Raw genomic sequence first — 17,971 nt, 5'->3', positions numbered from 1 at the left:
TGGCGGATGGGGGCGACAGGCTATCAGGAGGAATGGCGGCGCGTGGCGCGGGTCTCTCGCGCAGTATTCGGCATGCGCTTTTCCACCGCCGGGACCCAATCCCTCGCCGACTATCTGGCGAACGCCTCGCCGCATGGGCAGTGGGCGCAGCTCCTTTTCACGGCCAATCTCGACCATATCGTGAAGATGCGTGGCAACGCGGCTTTTCGCGCCGCGTATGAGCGCGCGGCGTTTGTGACGGCAGACGGAATGCCGGTTTATCTCTATGCGCGCCTGCGTGGGGTGCCGCTTGAAGAGCGCGTGACCGGGGCCGACCTGCTTCCGGCCCTGATGGCGCGGCTCGATGCGGCACGGCATCGGCCGTTTTTTGTGGTGAGCGATACCGAGACCGCGGCCAGGATCGAAGCGCGGCTCGCCGAGCGCGGCTTCCCAGATGTGCCCGTCGCCGTGCCGCCCTTCGGATTCGAGACCGATGAAGCCTATTCCTCCGCGCTGGCGGGGAGAATCGCCTCATGCGGAACCACGCATCTGTTCTTCTGCGTCGGCGCGCCGAAATCCGAACTCTGGCTTGACCGCCATCGTGAGGCGATCGGCCCCTGCTTTGCCATGGCATTGGGTGCGGCCGCTAATTTCTGGGCCGGAACCGCCCGCCGCGCGCCGCAATTCATGCAAAGCATCGGGGCGGAATGGATCTGGCGCTTCCTGTGCGAGCCGCGCCGCTTGTTCCGCCGCTACTTTGTCGACTCCTGGGCGTTCCTGCTGGCCATCGCGGATGATCTGCTTCTACGGGACGCTCGGGGAGAAAGCAGTGGGCATTATGGTTCCTTGCCGACAGTTGCCGATTTTTCCGTTTCCGCGGAAGAAAAGGGGATGGGCAGGCTTGCGATCCTTTTCCTCACGACGGTTCTGCCCTCGGAGCGGCGCACGGGCGGCGAGATCGTCAGCGCCCACATCGCCGACGCCCTGCGGGATCTTGGCCATGAGGTGCGCGTGTTAGGCTATGCGCGCCCGGGCTATGCCGGGCACGAGGGTGAGGTTCTGGTGGAGCACCGCCCGATCGAAACGCGCGACGCTCCGCTCGATGCCGCGCGCTGGCTCGCACGGGCATTCATCGGCCGGAATGCCTACTCGATCCAGAAATATGCCGGACGCGCCTACACTGCTGCGCTGAAGGATGCGCTCGCAGAGCAGGCATGGAACAGAATTATCCTCGATCACTCGCAGATGGGCTGGCTGCTGCCGCACCTTCGCGGCCATCATCTCATCCACGTCTCCCATAATTGCGAGGGGCAGCTTTACGCCGGACAGGCGAAGGAAGGCGGCGTCCTGCGGCGCATCATCTATGCCCGCGAGGCGCGGCTTATGGGAGAGATGGACGCCCGGCTCGCCCGCGCTGCAAAAAGCGTGTGGACGTTGACGGAGGCTCACGCTGCTGCGTTCCGGGAGATGGGTGCTCGCTCGGTTTCCATATTGCCGGTTCCGCCCATGCCGCTGCCTGAGGACTTCCGCCTACTTCCGCCGGAATGCGACGTAGCGCTTCTCGGTACATGGAGCTGGGGCCCCAACCGAGCTGGCCTCGACTGGTTTCTGGAGCGGGTTGTTCCGCTTGTGCCGGGGCTTCACATACAGATCGGCGGCGCGGGTGCGGACGATCTCCGGGGCCGTTTCGCGAATGTCGAGGTCCTGGGTCGCGTGCCGGATGCCGCGGCCTTCCTTGCCGCTGCGCGCGTCATCGCCGTTCCGTCCATTGCGGGCGAAGGCCTTCAGATCAAGACGCTCGACGCGATCGCTGTCGGACGTCCGGTGGTGGCAACGGGTTTTGCGCTGCGTGGCATCGATGGGCTGCCCGAGCGGGTGAGGGTGGCCGACAGCCCGCAGGCCTTTGCGGATGCCTTGCTGGAAGCGCGGAACGCGGGTGAAGCCGCCATTGACAACTGGCGGCGAGAGCGGCGTGAGCGGTTCCGCATTGCGCTCGATGAGGCGTTGCGGCTGCACGAGCGCCAATAGCCGCTAGACGCGATTAGCCGGCCGCCTGAGCGCGTAATAGGTGAGCAGCAGCGAAGCGAGATAAAGGGCTGCAAAGACCCAATTGAGCGCGCGTACGATCTCGTCCGCCGACGGGGCATCTCTCAGGATAAGGGCAAGTAGCGCCGCCTTGACCCCGGCAAGGAGAACGAGATTGACGGCGCGAAGCAGCGTTTGTCCGCGCGCGAACAGAAGCTCCGCCTGATATTCCATAAGGTTGCGGAAGCCAGGCACCAGAAGCGCCAGCAGAACCAGCGGTGCGGCCTCGGCAACGTTGCTGCCCAGGATCTCCGGCAAGAAATGAAGGAGAAGCGCAAGCGCCAGCATGGCGAGCGTCGATACGATGAAGACGCCCGCCTCGATGCCGAAGCGAAGGCTGAGACGAGCCAGAATGTCTGGCGCGCGCATCATCTTCTGCACAAGAAGGACTGAGAATGTGCGGATCGGGATCGCGGTCAGATCCACGAGACGCATGATGATCGCATAGATGCCCGCAAGATACGGGCCCGCGAGGGCCAGAACCAGAAGCTTATCGAGCTCCGACTGCAGGTAGAAGACTACCTCCGCGCAGGCGACATAGATCGAGTCAGCCAGCCGGCGCCAATAGAGCACAGGTTTGAGCCTGAGCTTCTGGCGCGGATAGAAGAACAGAATTCCCACCGCGAGCGAAAGAGCATTCGCGGCGGCATAGAACAGCGTCCAGCTCCAGAGGTCGCGCGTGGCGGAAAGCACGAATATGGCGGCCGCAAGGGCCCGGATCGCCGTACCGAAAATGGTGAGAAACGCGCCACGGCCGAAACGTTTGAGCCCATTGTTGACGATGATGACCGCTTCCGTGGGCCGCCATAGAAGCGCTTCCGCCCCAACCACCATCGCAAAGGCGGCAGGCGGCATGTCGGCGTTGAAGAAGAGGAAATAGACGGCGGAGCTCGCAAGCGCTAGCAGGGGCAGGGAGACCGCGCTCATCGAGAGGAAGCCCGCCGTATAGGCGCCGATGAGGTGCGGCTTGACCGTGGCGATGCGGTAGAGCGGGGCAATGAAGCCGAAGGCGAGTATCCGCGAGAGCACGACGCCCGCGGCCGATGCGGTAGCAAACAGGCCGAACTCGGAGATGCTGAGCGCGTTGGCGAGGATGACGAAATAGGCGAGCGAAAAGACAAGCCGCCCGGCCGATCCGCTGATCACCGAGAGATAGTCGCGCAGCACCTGCCGACGCGCCGAAATCAAGCCTGCGATCGATATGGTAGGCCCCCTGCAGTCTTCCTTTTGGAGGCTTAGCAGAAAAAGCTTAAGTCCCCGTTTTCGGCCGTATTGGCGCAATGAGCCGATGCGCGCTGGGCGTCATTAACCCTTTGTTACCCTTATCTGTTTAGCTTGGTTTAATCGCGCGACCACCATCGCGCAGCGTGTAATGGGTGGCGGCTTTAATGTTCGATCCTTCCCGGAACAACTGGGAGAACCAGTCCCTCCTGTCTCTGGCGGGCAGGTGGGATGCAGCCGCACAGCACCTCTCTGCATCTGGCGCCTCGCTCGAGCCGGCCTTTACCGCCCCACGCGGGGGAAGCAATCTGCGATCCCTGTTTGACCGCTTGAAGCAGCGTTTCGTTCGAGCAAAGGCCGAGGCGGTGGAGGCGCAGCATCATGCGCCCACCCGCGGCGAGGGTCCCAGCGAAGAGCTGCCGGAACCGGTGATCCCGGAGCAGGCGGAAGTACCGCCCGCCGGGGCCTACGCCCCCGGGGAGCCGCTTTACTGGCGCCCCTTGATCAATCCGTTCAGCGTCTTTTCCGGCATCGCGCGCTCGAAGCGCCTGATTTTTGCTGCCACGGTGCTGGGTGCGGTCGCCGGCGTTCTGGTCGCGCTCGCCACGCCGCGCGAATACTATGCGGCGGCCGAGATTCTGTTCGATCCTCGCAATCTGCAGCTTGCCGAGCGGGACCTGACCAGCGGCAGCCTTCCTTCCGACGCCACGCTGGCGCTCATCGAGAACCAGGTGGCCATCATCATGTCCAGCACGGTTCTGGGAAAGGTGGCAGAACGGCTCAATTTGACCGAGGACCCGGAGTTCAACGGCGAAGGCGGCGGATTCCTCGGCCTGCTGCTCAACCCTCGTGCGCTCCTTTCTGTTGGCGCCAGCACCGGTGGCATCGACGCGCGGCGGGCGATCACCATCGAAAACCTGGCGGAAAAACTGCACGTCGCGCGCGGAGACCGCACGTTCATAATTCATATCGGCGCTGCTACGCGGGATCCGGAGAAGTCGGCGCTCGTGGCAAACACTACGGCCGAGGTGTATCTGGAGCAGGCGAGTCAGCTTCACCAGCAGACCGCGAACCGCGCCAATGCCGAGCTGACTTCGCAGCTCGACGAGCTGCGGGCGGCGGTCGAGGCGGCGGAAAAGGCCGTAGCCGATTACAAGGCCGAGAACGATCTTGTGGAGGCGCAGGGCAGGTTCATCGCCGACGACGAAATTATCCGGCTGAACGAGCAGCTCGCCGTCGCGCGCGCCCGCACGGCGGAGCTTACCGCCCATGCAAACTCCGCTAAGGACCTGGACCTGGAAGGCGTCCTTGGAGGTGCTCTGCCCGAGCAGATATCCTCGCCGGTGATGACGGAACTTCTGTCCCGCTACGCTGCCCTTCAGCAGGAGGCAGACCGGATGGCCGTGCGCCTCGGGCCACGGCATCCGGACAATCTGGCAATACAGGCGGAGCTTACCGGTGCGCGTGAAGCGATTGCGGCGGAGTTGCGCCGCGTGGTCGCCTCGATCCAGGTCGAACTGAGGCGCGCCGTCCAGCTGGAGCAGGAACTGGCAGCCCGTCTGGCCGAACTCAAGGCGCAGAAGGGCAGCCGGGCGAGCGAGCATGTGCGCCTGCGCGAGCTGGAGCGGGAGGCGGCGGCACGGCGCGCCGTCTACGAATCTTTCCTGCTGCGCGCCCGCGAGACGGGTCAGCAGGGCAGCCTCAACACGGCAAATGTGAACGTCATCTCGCAGGCCTATCCGCCGCTCCTGCCCATGGGGCCCGGGCGCAGCACCATAGCGATCGCCGGAACGCTGCTCGGTTTCCTGGCGGGCATTGCCCTGGGTGCGGGCCGTGGCGCGTGGGAGAGCCTACGCGAGAACATGGAAGCGGATCGTACCGCGCCCCGCCAGGTCCGTGCTGCCCAAAGTGCGCGCCGCCGCCCGGAGGACAAGATACTTACTGCCAATGAGGGATTCGACCCGCCGCCGGATGACGGCCCGGGAGGCGGGCAGCGCTCGCAGGACCGCAACCGTGCAAACGTGCCGCATCTCGCGGATGTCTCCTATATGCAGGACAGGGTTGGTCCGGGCATTCATCCGGTAGCCTCATGGAGAAGAGACGCGGACGAGCCCCCGCGTCTGCGCGGGGATGCACAGTATTACCCGGCGGCTACCTCTTATCCGCCCACGTGGCAGGAAGCAGTGACGCCCAACGAAATTGACGATTCCTGCGACGCTCCGGAGCCTCTGACGATCGAAGACTTGCGCGACGAGCTGCGCGCTCTTCGCCGCGAGGTCGATGCGCTGGCTGAACGGCGCGCCCTTCGCCGCGCTTGAGCTCTTCGCGCGATTGCGTCAAAAGGCGGCGCAATGCTGGCATTGCGCGCGGACTGTTTGCCGCATAAGCGAGAAAGCGCAACGGCGACGGCGAGGAGAATCATGGCAGAGATTATCGACGGCAAGGCGGTTGCGGCCCGGATCGTAGACGAGGTGACACGACATGCTGCTGAACTCGCGGCATCCGGTACCGTGCCGGGGCTTGCGGTGATCATCGTCGGCGAGGATCCGGCCAGTCAGGTCTATGTCGCTTCCAAATCCCGGAAGGCCGAGGCCTGCGGCTTTCACTCCGTTCAGCACTCGCTGCCGGAGGCGACCACCGAGGAGGAACTGGTGGCGCTGGTGGAGGAACTGAACCGCAATCCGGCGATCCACGGAATTCTTGTGCAGCTTCCGCTGCCCGCCCATATCAATTCCGGCCGCATCATTCAGACGATCGCGCCGGAGAAGGATGTCGACGGCTTCCACTACCTGAATGTCGGCAAGCTCGGCACGGGCGCCATCGGCGACGGGTTCGTGCCTTGCACGCCGGCCGGCTCCATGCTGCTTATTCAAGGGGTGCGCGGGAAGGATCTCTCCGGTCTTTCGGCCGTCGTCATCGGGCGCTCCAACATTGTCGGCAAGCCCATGGCCAACCTGCTGCTTGCGGCAAACGCCACCGTCACCATAGCGCACAGCCGCACGGCGGATCTGCCCGCGGTGTGCCGCAGCGCGGACATTCTGGTGGCCGCCGTCGGGCGGCCCGAGATGGTGAAGGGCGACTGGATCAAGCCGGGCGCCACCGTCATCGACGTGGGCATCAACCGCATTCCCGCTCCCGAGAAGGGCGAGGGGAAGACGCGGCTGGTCGGTGATGTCGCTTTCGACGAAGCAAAACAGATTGCCGGTGCGATCACGCCCGTTCCCGGCGGGGTCGGACCGATGACGATCGCCATGCTGATGGCTAACACACTCGCCTCGGCGTGCCGTGCCGCCGGACGCGAGCCGCCGGCCTTCTGACGCGCTGGTGGAGCGCCATGAACCTGCGTCTGCCCGCTCATCCCGCTGGAGACGCCGCCGCGAGTGCGGACGGAGCGCAGGGGCGGACATTCGCGTTTCTGCTCGTCGACAAGTTCTCGATGTTCTCGCTATCGGCGGCGATCGACGCCTTCCGTCAGGCAAACCGGCTGCTGGACCGAGACTTCTATAGCTGGATCACGGCCTCGGCCGACGGCGAAGCCGTGATGGCTTCCAACGGGCTGGCGATCAAGGTTGACTACGCGGTGGCGGACCTGCCGCCAGCGGACATTCTCTTTGTCTGTGTCGGCCTCACGACGGAATTTCCCGGCAAAAGCAAGGTGCTTGCCGCCCTGCGCAGCTGGGGGCGCCAGGGCAGGGCGCTGGGAGCATTGTCGGCGGGCTCCCTGCTGCTGGCGGAAGCCGGGCAGCTCGATGGACACCGGTGCACCATCCATTGGGAGAACCGCGTCGGCTTCCGCGAACGTTTTCCCGATATCGAGTGCACAGGCAATGTCTACGAGATCGACCGCAAGCGGTACACCTGCGCGGGCGTGACCACCTCCATCGACCTCATGCTGGAGATCATCCGCGCCGATTTCGGCAATGAACTGGTGAACGAGGTGGCCAACCAGTTCCAGCACGAGCGTATCCGCTCGGCCGAAGACCGCCAGCGCATCGGACCGGAGCGGGAGCTTGCCGGAAAATCGGACAAGCTGAAGAAAATCGTTGCGCTGATGGCCGAAAATCTCGAAGAGCCCTATTCGGCCGTGCAGCTTGCCAAAGCAGCCGGGCTTTCCGTGCGCCAGGTTGAGCGGCTGTTCCTGCGCTATCTGGGTGTCACCCCCGGCCGCTACTACATGCGCCTTCGGCTCGAGCGTGCCCGCCAGCTCCTGCGCCAGACCAATATGCCGATCCTGGATGTGGCCATCGCCACCGGCTTCGCCTCCCACTCCTATTTTGCGCAGAGCTACAGGATGCAGTTCGGCCGCCCGCCGAGCGAGGAGCGGAGGAAAACGTACTGAAAAGCAAATAGCGAGTAGCGAATAGGGGGGGTGAAATGGTGAATAGTGAATAGTTTTAAATATTCTGGTTTTATTCTCTTTAGCTATTCTCTACTCGCCATTCGCTATTCGCTCCCTCACGGATGTTCCGGCCCGGCCGCTTCGCCCGCCACCGTGGCCGGCCCGCGCACCTTCTCCGTCACGTCATTGAATTCATAGAGTGTGGCATCGTTCGGGAAGGCGAAGATGCGGTCGGGTAAGAACGGAAAATCGGTCCCGAAATAGGTATTGAACACCGCGCGGTAGCTGTTGATCGGCGTCAGATCCTGGCGGAGCGCGCTATAGTCTCCGTTGGGAAAATAGAAGGCATTCAGGATGCCGGTCTTGATGCGCAGTTCCTCTGCCGGCGCGTCCTGCCAGGGAACACTGTAATCGCGCTTGGGGAACGGCCCCTCATCGGCCTGAATGATGATGATCGGGGGCGTGCGATCCGGGCTCTGAAGGGTAGCAACGATCTCCTTCATGATGCGATTGGCATAGGCGATCTGATCGACATAGCCCTGATCCTCGCCGCGCTTTGCGGATTCTTGCTGGCTGAGACAGCGTCCATCGGCGGCGAAATTGAAGGGGCCGTGCGGCAGGAGGAAATGGGCGAAGACGTAGACCGGACGATCGCGTTCACCGATGGCCTTGATCTCTTCCACCTGGGCGGCAACGCGCTGGCACTGCGCATTGTCCCAATCGAGCCGCATGGTCAGAGGCGTGTCGGGCAGGGCATGGAAGAGCGGGCGCAGGATGGTGCGCCTTAAATAAAGCATCTCGAATTCGCTGAAACCGTGTGGCCGGTTCTCGTCCGCGATGGCGCTGCGGTAGGTGCCCGCCCACCAGGAGCCGAATTGGACCATCTCATAGCCGCGGGATTTGAGAAAACGCCCCACGCGGTGGTCGCTCAGCATCTTGTAGATCGGGCGCCAGTTGCTGCCCTTCACCCGCTCGTCCTCCTCAAGCGGATCCAGATAATCCATGTAGAAGGTCGAGGCGAGCGAGTGTCCCGTCTTCAGATAGTTCGAGTTGCTGGCATGGGCGACATAGAAGCCGTGATCCTGCAGGAAGCGGCCGATGTCGCTGTTGTCTACACCGTAATGGCGGCGCAGGATGTCCTCGGACGCATAGCGGTCGAAGACGAAGTGATAAATATCCGGGGGGCGATCTGCCGCCCCGTCGCCCGCCGGCAGATATGGTGCGATCTCCTCCATTGCCTTGTCCGCGTCATAGGCGGCGGTCGCCGCGCCGTGGCTCCACTCGTAGGTTGCGGCCTGCCAGGCAGGGGTGACGAGCAGGACGGCGGCAATACCGGTCAGCACGCTGTGCATTGCAATCGCCGCGCGGCGTAAGCGGAATGCCAGCACCGTAGCCAGGATGAGAATAAGCAGGGCGACCGGCAGCGAGCGCACCATAGGATAGCCGCCGTCCAGAAGCTGGTTGAGGCGGCCGAACAGAGAAAGATAGAACAGGCATCCCGCCACCCAGATGCTTGCGATGATGGCGGAAAGGCGGTCGAAACGGCGCCGGATCAGCGCAACGGCCAGATAAACCGCCAGCGCAAAGAGAAGAGCGCCGCCAAGTGCCGGGAAAATGCCGGCAAAGGTGGTGTGGTCGAGGTTGCGGGCCATCATCGCCATGACCGAGGCCGCGGCGAAGAGGAACGGGTGCAGTGGCCAGGATCCGTCCCAAACCGGCTGCCCCCGCCGCGCGGGCGGTTCTTTTCCCTGCGTGTCTCCCTGCACCACTTCCATCGCTGCCGATCTCCTTGCGCAGGACGGGGCAATGTCGCCGAATTTGCAAAAGTTCCCCCGCAACTGAAGGTCGGCTGTCTATTGTGTCGGATTCATGACATTTTTTTAAAGCAGTAAAGGAACGTCCTTGCGGCAATCGCGTTGAAGACGGTTGCGGGGCAAATCGCAGACTAGCAGGAAAGGCAGGATTTCCGATGCGTCTGAAGCTTGCAACTCGTGTGTTTCCGGTCACTCTCGCAGCGCTGTTCGTAGGCATCTCCACGACCGCCGCGCACGCCTACCTCGACGGCGGAACCGGCAGCATGATCCTTCAGGTGATTTTAGGCGGTGCAGCAGGTCTTGCGGTCGCGGGAAAACTGTACTGGCACAAATTCCTCACCCTCGTGGGCGTCAGACGCAATCCTCCGCCTGATGAGACGGGCGAAAAATCCCTTTCTGACGGAATGCGGGCCGACAGGTGAACGATCCGCGTACGCTGACGACGCAGCTTTCCACCACCGCCAGTACTCTTGCGGAGATTTCGCGCGCAAGCGAGCGCGTCGAGAGGGAGGCTAGCTCCTATCGTGACCGTAACGGCGCGGTCTTCTACAGAGGGGAGCGCGTTTTCCGTTACCTGAGCGAACGCGCGCTCGACAATTGGCGCCGTCTGGAAGGCGAGACCTTCTTCCAGACACTTCTGCGTGACGGCAAGGTGGTGGGCACCGGGCTCGTCGATCCAGCGGAAGAAGATATCAATCTGGACGGCTGGGCGGGCGTGCTGGAGCACACCCGTATTCCGTTCGTTTCCTACCCTTATGAATGGTCCTTCGGCATGCTGAAGGACGCGGCACTGTTGCATCTGGAACTGATGCGGCAGGCGCTTTCGGCGGACATGATCCTGAAGGATTCATCCGCCTACAACATCCAGTGGTCCGGCGTGCGGCCCGTCTTCATCGACATTCCCTCTTTCGAGCCGCTAAAAAGGGGCGAGCCCTGGGTCGGCTACCGCCAGTTCTGCGAGCTGTTCCTCTATCCGCTGATGCTGATGGCCTACAAGGGCGTCGATTTCCGTCCGTGGCTGCGCGGCCGCATCGACGGCATTCCGGCTGAGGACATGCACCGGCTGATGTCGGCGCGTGATCTTTTAAGGCCCGGCGTGCTTCTGCATGTGGCCGCGCAGGCAGCACTGCAGCGGCGGTATGCGGCCGGCGAGAACGTGCGTGGGGCGCTTGCGGAGGCGGGCTTCAGCAAGGAACTGATCGAAAGGAATGTCAGGGGGCTGGAGAAGATCATCCGCCGGCTGGAGCCGGCAAACACCAAGACTGTCTGGGCCGATTACGACAGGACCCATTCTTATGATGAGGCCGATCACGCACGAAAGCTCGCCTTCGTGCGGGAGGCGGTGGCCACGCGGCGCTGGAAGCTTGCCTGGGACCTCGGCTGCAATACGGGCACTTTCTCGCGCGCCATTTCCGGGCAGTGCGACCATGTGGTTGCCATGGACGGGGACTGGATGGCGATCGAGCGGCTCTATCAGGGTGAGAGGAGCAGGGCGGGGAACATCCTGCCTCTGGTCGTCAACCTTGCCGATGCTTCGCCCAGCCAGGGCTGGCGCGGCACCGAGCGCAAGAGCCTTGTCGAGCGCGGGCGGCCCGAGCTGGTGCTGTGCCTGGCGCTCATCCATCACATCGTGATTTCGGCCAACATTCCACTGGCGGAGTTCATCCGCTGGCTGGCGGAACTTGGCGGCGCGGTCGTCATCGAGTTCGTGACGCGCGAGGACGAGATGGTGGAGGCTCTGCTGGCCAACCGGGAGGACCAGTACGACGACTACCACCCTGGGATCTTCCGCCAGCTTCTCTCCTCCTTCTTCGACATCAGGGGCGAAGCTCCCCTGAAGGGCGGCAAGAGACAGATCTATTTCGCCACGCCGCGATAGGGTGCGGCGTGACCACCGGCGGGACAGGGGGCGGCGACGGTCAGCCCGCCAGCGCGTTCCCGAACACGGTTGCGCCTTCCTCTGCGCGCGAGACGGCGCTGCGGAAGGCTGCGAAGAGTTCGCGCCCCATGCCGTAATGCTCGTACGAAAGGTCGGGTGCGGCGGGCGTGCGGCGGGCGAACTCCTCCGCATCGACGAGCACCTCCAGCGTGCCCGCTTCCGCATCCAGCTTCACCACGTCGCCATTCATGATCCTGGCGATCGGTCCGCCTTCGGAAGCTTCCGGCGTGACATGGATTGCGGCTGGAACCTTGCCGGACGCACCGGACATACGCCCGTCCGTCACCAGCGCCACGCGATGGCCGCGGTCCTGCAAGACACCAAGAACAGGGGTGAGTTTGTGCAGTTCCGGCATTCCGTTCGCCTTCGGCCCCTGGAAGCGGATGACGGCAACGAAATCCCGGTCGAGCTCACCAGCCTTGAAAGCCGCCTGCAGCTCTTCCTGTGAGTGGAAAACTATGGCTGGCGCTTCGATCACCCGATGTTCCGGTTTCACGGCCGATATCTTGATGATGGCCTGGCCGAGATTGCCTGTGAGGACGCGAAGACCGCCCGTGGGCTGGAAAGCCTTCGAGATAGGCGCAAGCACCTTTTCATTGCCGCTTTTTTGCGGCGCGGGTTCTCGTATGACAGTGCCATCCTGCGCGAGCTTCGCTTCCACGGCATATTGCCTGAGGCCTGGACCCCAGACCGTATCCACGTCCTCGTGGAGCAGCCCCGCGTCGAGCAGTTCGCGCACCAGGAACCCGATACCACCGGCGGCGTGGAAATGGTTAACGTCCGCAAGGCCGTTCGGATAGACGCGGGCAAGCAGCGGCACATGCTCGGAGACTTCCGCAATGTCGGCCCAGGTGAGCTGGATGCCGGCCGTGGCAGCCATGGCGATGAGGTGAATGGTGTGGTTAGTCGAGCCACCGGTGGCGTTGAGACCCACGACGCCGTTGACGATCGAACGCTCGTCGATCATGCGCCCCACCGGTGTGAATTCGTTGCCTAGCGCCGTGATGGCCAGCGCCCGCTTGGCCGCCTCTTTCGTTAGCGCATCGCGCAGCGGTGTGTTCGGATTGACGAAGGAGGAGCCCGGCGTGTGCAGGCCCATGATTTCCATCAGCATCTGGTTCGAATTCGCCGTGCCGTAGAAGGTGCAGGTGCCCGGGCCGTGATAGGACTTGGCTTCTGCCTCGAGCAGTGCGTCGCGCCCCACCTTACCCTCGGCGTAGAGCTGACGCACCTTCGCCTTTTCATCGTTGGGCAGGCCGCTTGTCATCGGCCCGGCGGGAATGAAGACCGCGGGCAGGTGCCCGAAGGTCAGGGCCGCAATGGCAAGTCCCGGCACGATCTTGTCGCAGATGCCGAGGAAGACCGCGGCGTCGAACATGTTGTGCGACAGGCCGATGGCGGCGGCCATCGCGATGACGTCTCGCGAAAAAAGTGAAAGCTGCATGCCTGCCTGCCCTTGAGTGACACCGTCGCACATCGCGGGCACCCCTGCGGCCACCTGCGCAACGCCGCCCGCCTCGCGCGCCGCCTCCTTAATGAGCGCGGGAAAGGTCTCGTAGGGCTGATGGGCGGAGAGCATGTCGTTGTAGGCGGTGATGATGCCGAGGTTCGGCACCGTGTCGCCCGAAAGGGCGGCCTTGTCCTGCGGGGCGCATGCGGCAAATCCGTGGGCCAGATTTCCGCAGGAAAGCCTCGCGCGGTGCGGGCCCTTGGAGGCAGCCTCGTCAATCCTTGCAAGATAGGCTTCGCGGCTTACGCGCGAGCGTTCGCGAATGCGGGCGGTAACGGCTTCGATCTCTCGCCTTGCAGTCATTGTTCCTGTCCATTAGCGAGCCGGAGACGGAGCTCCGGCGTAAACGGGAATCAGGGTGTGGCCGGAGCGGCAGGGTCGCTCTTCGCCGCGGAAGGCGCCCAATAGATTTGAACCGGCGTGGCTGCCCGGCTCACGAGCGTGTGTATCGGCGCCTCCGCTTCCGCGCTCTCGGCGAAGGCTGCCTCGAACGCCTTCTTCTTTTCCTCACCCTCGATATGCAGCACGATGAGGCCCGCGCCGCAGAGCAGAGGCAGCGACAATGTCAGCCGCGGCTCCTTGGCGCTCGGGGCATGCACCGGCAGCACGTGGCGGCGCTCCTCCGAAAGGAGCTCTGAAAGCCCCCTCGCATCCGGGAAGAAGGAGGCCGTGTGCCCGTCCGTGCCCATGCCGAGCACGGCAACGTCGAGCGGCAGCGGCAGCGCCGCGATCATCCGGTCTGCCTTTTTCGCAGCCTCCTCCACATTGTCGGCTTCATGGTAGAGAGGCACGAACTCAGCCCGCGCCGCCTCGTTCTGCAAGAGGTGCCGGGCCGCGAGGCGCGCATTGGAGCGTTCGGAGGAAGGCGGCACGAAGCGCTCGTCCACCAGCGTGACGGTCACGCGCCGCCAGTCCAGCTTCCTGCGCGACAGGGAGCGGAAGAATGGCGGGGGTGTGCTGCCGCCGGAGACGGCAAGCAGCGCTGCGCCGCGTGTCTTGATCGCGGCGTCAAGGCGACCAGCCACGGCATCTGCCAGCGCCTCGGCAAGATGCGGTCCGGAGCTGAACCGATGCCAAACCTTGTTTGCCATCACACGCTCTCGTGCCATGTGCGGCCGTCCCGCTCGATGAGCGCGATGGCCGCGGAGGGCCCCCAGGTTCCGGCGGTGTAGGCCTGCACCGTCTGTCCGCGTTCCTCCCATGCGGCCAGGATCGGGTCGATCCAGCGCCAGGCCGCTTCCACCTCGTCGCGGCGCATGAAAAGCGTCTGGTTGCCGCGGATCACATCCATGATCAGGCGCTCATAGGCGTCCGGATTGCGCACGCCGAACGATTCCGCAAAGCTCATGTCGAGCGGCACGTGACGCAGCCGCATGCCACCAGGGCCCGGATCCTTGATCATGATCCACTGCTTCACACCCTCATCCGGCTGCAGGCGGATGACGAGCTGGTTGGCAACGATACGGCCGGCCTGGTCGTCAAAGATGGAGTGCGGGATCGGCTTGAACTGGATGACGATCTCGGAAACGCGCGCGGCCATCCGCTTGCCGGTGCGGATGTAGAATGGCACACCGGCCCAGCGCCAGTTGGCGATCTCCGCCTTGATGGCCACGAAGGTCTCTGTGTCGCTGACGCCACCGTCCAGCTCTTCCAGATAGCCCTTGACCGCGCCCCCCGCAGAGGCGCCGGCGCGGTACTGCCCACGCACAGTTAGCCGCTCGGCATTGCTGGCGTTGATCGGCTTCAATGCCCGCAGCACCTTCAGCTTTTCGTCCCGCACGGCATCGGCGTCGAGCGAGGCGGGCACCTCCATGGCGACAAGGCAGAGAAGTTGGAGGATATGATTCTGCACCATGTCGCGCAGGGCACCGGCCTTGTCGTAATAGCTCGCGCGGCCTTCAAGCCCGACCGTCTCGGCCACAGTGATCTGCACGTGGTCAATATGCGCGGAATTCCATAGGGGCTCGTAAAGGGCATTGGCAAAGCGCAGCACCATCAGGTTCTGCACCGTCTCCTTTCCAAGATAGTGGTCTATGCGGAAGATGCGCGCTTCATCGAAGGAGCTGCCGACCGCGCGATTCACCTCCTGTGCCGTCTCCAGGCTGCGGCCGATGGGCTTCTCGACGATGACCCGCGAGGTGGGGGTCGCAAGACCGTATTCATCGATAGCCTTGACGATCGCGCCGAAAAGGCTGGGGGCGACAGCCAGATAGAAGGCGCGCACGCTCTGGCTCGTGCCGATGGCGGCCTTGAGCTCCTCCATGCCACGGCCCTTGGTGGCGTCGGCAGAAACATAGGAGATTCGGGCGAGAAAGCGCTCCAGCTCCTTGGCGTCGATCTCACCATTCGCCACGTGCGCGTTGATCGCTTCACGGGCAAAGCTACGATACTGCTCGTCGGTGAGCTCCGAGCGGGAGGTGCCGATGATGCGCGTCGGCTCGGAGAACTGGCCGGCCCGCTGCCGCTGGTAAAGGGCAGGGAGCAGCTTTCGCTCGGCAAGATCGCCCGTGGCACCGAACACCACGAGATCGAAAGGCTCCACCGGTATGGTCTGGCTCGTCATGTTGGCTCCGGATCCGCTTGTCGTGCCCTGCCGTACATAGTCTAATCGATTTAATCATGCCAGAGGCTTTACGGTCGGCTTTTCGCCGCAGCCGATAACATGCGGACTTGCGCCGCCGGACCTGCAGGATAGGCTTGCAGCATCACATTACAACCCGCCTCGGGAGGATGACGATTATGGGCAGCCATCTGGCGCGGACCGTCGCGGAAGGACGCGCCTTCATGCAAGTGATCGCAGGGCGGCCTGCCGATGCGCTTTCGGGCAGGCGCATCGACGTGGTCTGCCCGTCCGACGGCAAGATCTTCGCCTCCATTCCCGCATCGGATGCCGCCGATGTCGATGCAGCCGTGAAGGCGGCGCGGCGAGCGTTCGATGAGGGGCCGTGGAGCCGCACACCTGCCTTTGAGCGCGGCCGATGCCTGGCAAGGTTGGCAAGCCTGGTGGAGCGGGAGGCGGAGGCGCTTGCCGCGCTGGAATCGCGCGATACTGGAAAGCCAATCCGGCAGGGCAGGGCCGACGCGGCCGCCGCGCACCGCTACTACGAGTTCTACAGTGGCGCGGCCGACAAGATTCATGGCGACACGATCCCCTTCCTTGAGGGGTATACGGCGCTCACGCTGCGTGAGCCGCATGGCGTGGTGGCGGGCATCATCCCCTGGAACTATCCGTTGCAGATCCTGGCGCGGGTCGTGGGCGCGGCACTCGCCATGGGCAACACGCTGGTCATCAAGCCCGCGGAGGACGCCTCGCTCACCGCCATAAGGATGGCGGAGCTCGCACTCGAGGCGGGTATTCCCGAAGGGGTCGTCAATGTCGTAACGGGCTATGGCCACGAGGCGGGGGCGGCGCTTTCCGCGCATCCCATGGTGGATTACATCACCTTCACGGGCTCTCCGCCCACGGGAACGGCAATTCAGCAGGCGGCTGCCCGCAACAATCGTGGCGTGACGATGGAGCTTGGAGGCAAGTCTCCGCAGATCGTTTTCGCCGACGCCGATCTGGACGAGGCGCTGCCGGTTCTGGTGAACGCCATCATCCAGAATGGTGGGCAGACCTGCTCTGCGGGCAGCCGGGTGCTTATCGAAAAGCCGATCTACGACAAGGTGGCCGCCGCGCTGGCGGAGCGCTTCGCGGCTTTGGTTGCCGGTCCGCACGATCTCGATCTGGATCTGGGCGCGCTGATCAATCTCCGACAGAAGGCGCGGGTGGAGAACTATGTGCGCGCGGCGGAGGAAGCGGGGGCGAAGGTTTTGGCGCGCGGCCGCATCCACGAGCAGGCGCCCAAAACGGGCTTCTATTTCCCGCCTGTGCTTTTTGCCGACGTGGACCCGGCGGAGCCACTGGCGCGCGAAGAGGTGTTCGGCCCGGTGCTGGCGCTCTTTGCCTTCGAGGATGAAGCCGAGGCCGTGCGCCTTGCCAACGGCACTGAATATGGGCTGGTGGCCGGGATCTGGACGCGCGACGGGGCGCGGCAGCACCGTATGGCCAAGCGGGTTCGGGCCGGTCAGGTGTTCGTCAATGCGTATGGGGCGGGCGGCGGCGTGGAGCTGCCATTCGGCGGCTTCAAGAAATCCGGGCATGGGCGGGAGAAAGGCTTCGAGGCGCTGTTCCACATGTCCGCCACCAAGACCGTCGTTTTCAGGCATGGCTGATGCGGCTTGCACGGGATTTATTCGGGCGTCGAGGCGCCACAGCCATTTCAAATGAGGGAAGGATTTTACATGCGGCTGCAAGATAAGGTTGCGATCATTACCGGCGGGGCATCGGGTTTCGGCAGAGGAATGGCGCTTCGATTCGCCCAGGAGGGGGCTAAAGTCGTGGTCGCCGATATCAACGGCAAGGGCGCTGAAAGCGTCGCCCGCGAGATCGGGACAGGGGCTGTCGCCGTGGCAGTGGATGTTTCCCGGAAGGAGGATATCAACACCATGGTGGGGATCGCCATGAATGTCCACGGCCGAGTGGACATCATGGTCAACAATGCAGGATTCACCCACCGCAATGGCGACATGCTGGCGGTCGACGAAGAGACGTTCGATCTGATCACTGCCGTCAACATGAAGTCGATCTATTTTGCCGCCCGCGCCGTCGTGCCCATCATGGCGAAGCAGGGCGGCGGCGTGATCCTCAATACGGCCTCGACCGCCGGCTTGAGGCCACGGCCCGGCCTTACATGGTACAATGCGTCCAAGGGCTGGGCCATCACGGCGACGAAATCCATGGCTGTGGAGCTCGCGCCGAAAAACATCCGCGTGAACTGTCTTTGCCCCGTCGCCGGCGAGACCGGCATGCTCGCCCTTTTCATGGGAGAGGATACGCCGGAAAAGCGGGAGCAATTCAGGTCATCCATCCCTCTTGGCCGCCTTTCGACCCCGCTCGACATCGCCAACGCCGCACTGTGGCTCGTCTCCGACGAGGCCCAGTTCATCACCGGCGTTGCGCTGGAGGTGGACGGCGGGCGCTGTATCTAGAGCATGGCGGCCTTGCGATGATGTGGCGCTGGGCTCTCTCCTACTGTCATCCT

At 63.8% G+C, this 17,971-nt stretch carries 13 protein-coding genes; 8 read left to right on the top strand and 5 right to left on the bottom strand.

The annotated features are described in order from the left end of the window. Nucleotides 1-6 precede the first annotated feature (6 nt). A complete protein-coding gene (locus tag NYR54_RS06470; protein WP_261514795.1) occupies nucleotides 7-2,007 on the top strand; it encodes a WecB/TagA/CpsF family glycosyltransferase in 2,001 nt (666 codons plus the stop codon). Between the two features lie 3 nt (nucleotides 2,008-2,010). Here the strand turns inward: NYR54_RS06470 and NYR54_RS06465 are convergent, their stop codons facing one another. Continuing rightward, nucleotides 2,011-3,261, bottom strand: coding sequence for a lipopolysaccharide biosynthesis protein (locus NYR54_RS06465; RefSeq protein ID WP_423738583.1), 1,251 nt, complete (start codon nucleotides 3,259-3,261; stop codon nucleotides 2,011-2,013). Nucleotides 3,262-3,452: 191 nt separating this feature from the next. Here NYR54_RS06465 and NYR54_RS06460 point away from each other — a divergent pair, with 191 nt between their 5' ends. The 3 genes from NYR54_RS06460 to NYR54_RS06450 all read left to right on the top strand — a co-directional run bounded on the left by NYR54_RS06460 (nucleotide 3,453) and on the right by NYR54_RS06450 (nucleotide 7,624). Continuing rightward, nucleotides 3,453-5,603 (top strand): GumC family protein, encoded by a 2,151-nt coding sequence (locus tag NYR54_RS06460; protein WP_261514794.1) that lies wholly within the window; start codon nucleotides 3,453-3,455, stop codon nucleotides 5,601-5,603. Between the two features lie 102 nt (nucleotides 5,604-5,705). Beyond that, nucleotides 5,706-6,602, top strand: a complete 897-nt coding sequence (folD, locus tag NYR54_RS06455; protein WP_261514793.1) for a bifunctional methylenetetrahydrofolate dehydrogenase/methenyltetrahydrofolate cyclohydrolase FolD — start codon at nucleotides 5,706-5,708, stop codon at nucleotides 6,600-6,602. Nucleotides 6,603-6,619: 17 nt separating this feature from the next. Further along, nucleotides 6,620-7,624: a GlxA family transcriptional regulator gene (locus tag NYR54_RS06450; RefSeq protein WP_261514792.1), complete on the top strand. Its 1,005-nt coding sequence runs from the start codon at nucleotides 6,620-6,622 to the stop codon at nucleotides 7,622-7,624. 116 nt (nucleotides 7,625-7,740) lie between these two features. On the opposite strand, the gene NYR54_RS06445 is transcribed toward NYR54_RS06450, so the two are convergent. After that, nucleotides 7,741-9,399, bottom strand: a complete 1,659-nt coding sequence (locus NYR54_RS06445; protein ID WP_261514791.1) for an LTA synthase family protein — start codon at nucleotides 9,397-9,399, stop codon at nucleotides 7,741-7,743. A 194-nt stretch (nucleotides 9,400-9,593) separates the two neighbouring features. Here NYR54_RS06445 and NYR54_RS06440 point away from each other — a divergent pair, with 194 nt between their 5' ends. After that, nucleotides 9,594-9,860, top strand: a complete 267-nt coding sequence (locus tag NYR54_RS06440; RefSeq protein WP_261514790.1) for a hypothetical protein — start codon at nucleotides 9,594-9,596, stop codon at nucleotides 9,858-9,860. Beyond that, complete coding sequence (locus NYR54_RS06435) at nucleotides 9,857-11,317, top strand: class I SAM-dependent methyltransferase (RefSeq protein ID WP_261514789.1); 1,461 nt, start codon at nucleotides 9,857-9,859, stop codon at nucleotides 11,315-11,317. Before NYR54_RS06440 ends, NYR54_RS06435 begins: the two co-directional genes overlap by 4 nt. A gap of 40 nt (nucleotides 11,318-11,357) precedes the next feature. On the opposite strand, the gene edd is transcribed toward NYR54_RS06435, so the two are convergent. Genes edd through zwf form a run of 3 tightly spaced genes read right to left on the bottom strand, consistent with a single transcriptional unit; the run spans nucleotide 11,358 to nucleotide 15,450 of the window. After that, the gene (edd, locus tag NYR54_RS06430; RefSeq protein ID WP_261514788.1) at nucleotides 11,358-13,190 is read right to left on the bottom strand and encodes a phosphogluconate dehydratase; all 1,833 of its coding nucleotides are present in this window, start codon (nucleotides 13,188-13,190) and stop codon (nucleotides 11,358-11,360) included. A gap of 50 nt (nucleotides 13,191-13,240) precedes the next feature. Next, entirely contained in the window at nucleotides 13,241-13,978 is a 738-nt protein-coding gene (gene pgl, locus NYR54_RS06425) for a 6-phosphogluconolactonase (RefSeq protein ID WP_261514787.1), read from the bottom strand. After that, entirely contained in the window at nucleotides 13,978-15,450 is a 1,473-nt protein-coding gene (gene zwf, locus NYR54_RS06420) for a glucose-6-phosphate dehydrogenase (RefSeq protein WP_261514786.1), read from the bottom strand. The genes pgl and zwf overlap by 1 nt, the downstream gene beginning before the upstream one ends. 176 nt (nucleotides 15,451-15,626) lie before the next feature. Between zwf and NYR54_RS06415 the strand changes: the two genes are divergently transcribed. Then, a complete protein-coding gene (locus tag NYR54_RS06415) occupies nucleotides 15,627-17,102 on the top strand; it encodes an aldehyde dehydrogenase family protein (protein WP_261514785.1) in 1,476 nt (491 codons plus the stop codon). Nucleotides 17,103-17,171: 69 nt separating this feature from the next. Next, nucleotides 17,172-17,918, top strand: a complete 747-nt coding sequence (locus NYR54_RS06410) for an SDR family oxidoreductase (protein WP_261514784.1) — start codon at nucleotides 17,172-17,174, stop codon at nucleotides 17,916-17,918. Nucleotides 17,919-17,971: the final 53 nt, after the last annotated feature.

Source organism: Chelativorans petroleitrophicus (genome assembly GCF_025398195.1).
In the GTDB taxonomy this organism is placed as follows: Bacteria; Pseudomonadota; Alphaproteobacteria; order Rhizobiales; family Rhizobiaceae; genus Chelativorans; species Chelativorans petroleitrophicus.
Note: the sequence above shows the minus strand (reverse complement) of the source record. Positions and strands in the feature narration are given on the sequence as shown.

What these genes read in the sequence shown, in the direction of transcription:
- zwf (WP_261514786.1), bottom strand. Translation starts at nt 15,450, where the DNA reads ATGACGAGCCAGACCATACCGGTGGAGCCTTTCGATCTCGTGGTGTTC.
- folD (WP_261514793.1), top strand. Translation starts at nt 5,706, where the DNA reads ATGGCAGAGATTATCGACGGCAAGGCGGTTGCGGCCCGGATCGTAGAC.
- NYR54_RS06440 (WP_261514790.1), top strand. Translation starts at nt 9,594, where the DNA reads ATGCGTCTGAAGCTTGCAACTCGTGTGTTTCCGGTCACTCTCGCAGCG.
- edd (WP_261514788.1), bottom strand. Translation starts at nt 13,190, where the DNA reads ATGACTGCAAGGCGAGAGATCGAAGCCGTTACCGCCCGCATTCGCGAA.
- NYR54_RS06445 (WP_261514791.1), bottom strand. Translation starts at nt 9,399, where the DNA reads ATGGAAGTGGTGCAGGGAGACACGCAGGGAAAAGAACCGCCCGCGCGG.
- pgl (WP_261514787.1), bottom strand. Translation starts at nt 13,978, where the DNA reads ATGGCAAACAAGGTTTGGCATCGGTTCAGCTCCGGACCGCATCTTGCC.
- NYR54_RS06450 (WP_261514792.1), top strand. Translation starts at nt 6,620, where the DNA reads ATGAACCTGCGTCTGCCCGCTCATCCCGCTGGAGACGCCGCCGCGAGT.
- NYR54_RS06415 (WP_261514785.1), top strand. Translation starts at nt 15,627, where the DNA reads ATGGGCAGCCATCTGGCGCGGACCGTCGCGGAAGGACGCGCCTTCATG.
- NYR54_RS06460 (WP_261514794.1), top strand. Translation starts at nt 3,453, where the DNA reads ATGTTCGATCCTTCCCGGAACAACTGGGAGAACCAGTCCCTCCTGTCT.
- NYR54_RS06470 (WP_261514795.1), top strand. Translation starts at nt 7, where the DNA reads ATGGGGGCGACAGGCTATCAGGAGGAATGGCGGCGCGTGGCGCGGGTC.
- NYR54_RS06410 (WP_261514784.1), top strand. Translation starts at nt 17,172, where the DNA reads ATGCGGCTGCAAGATAAGGTTGCGATCATTACCGGCGGGGCATCGGGT.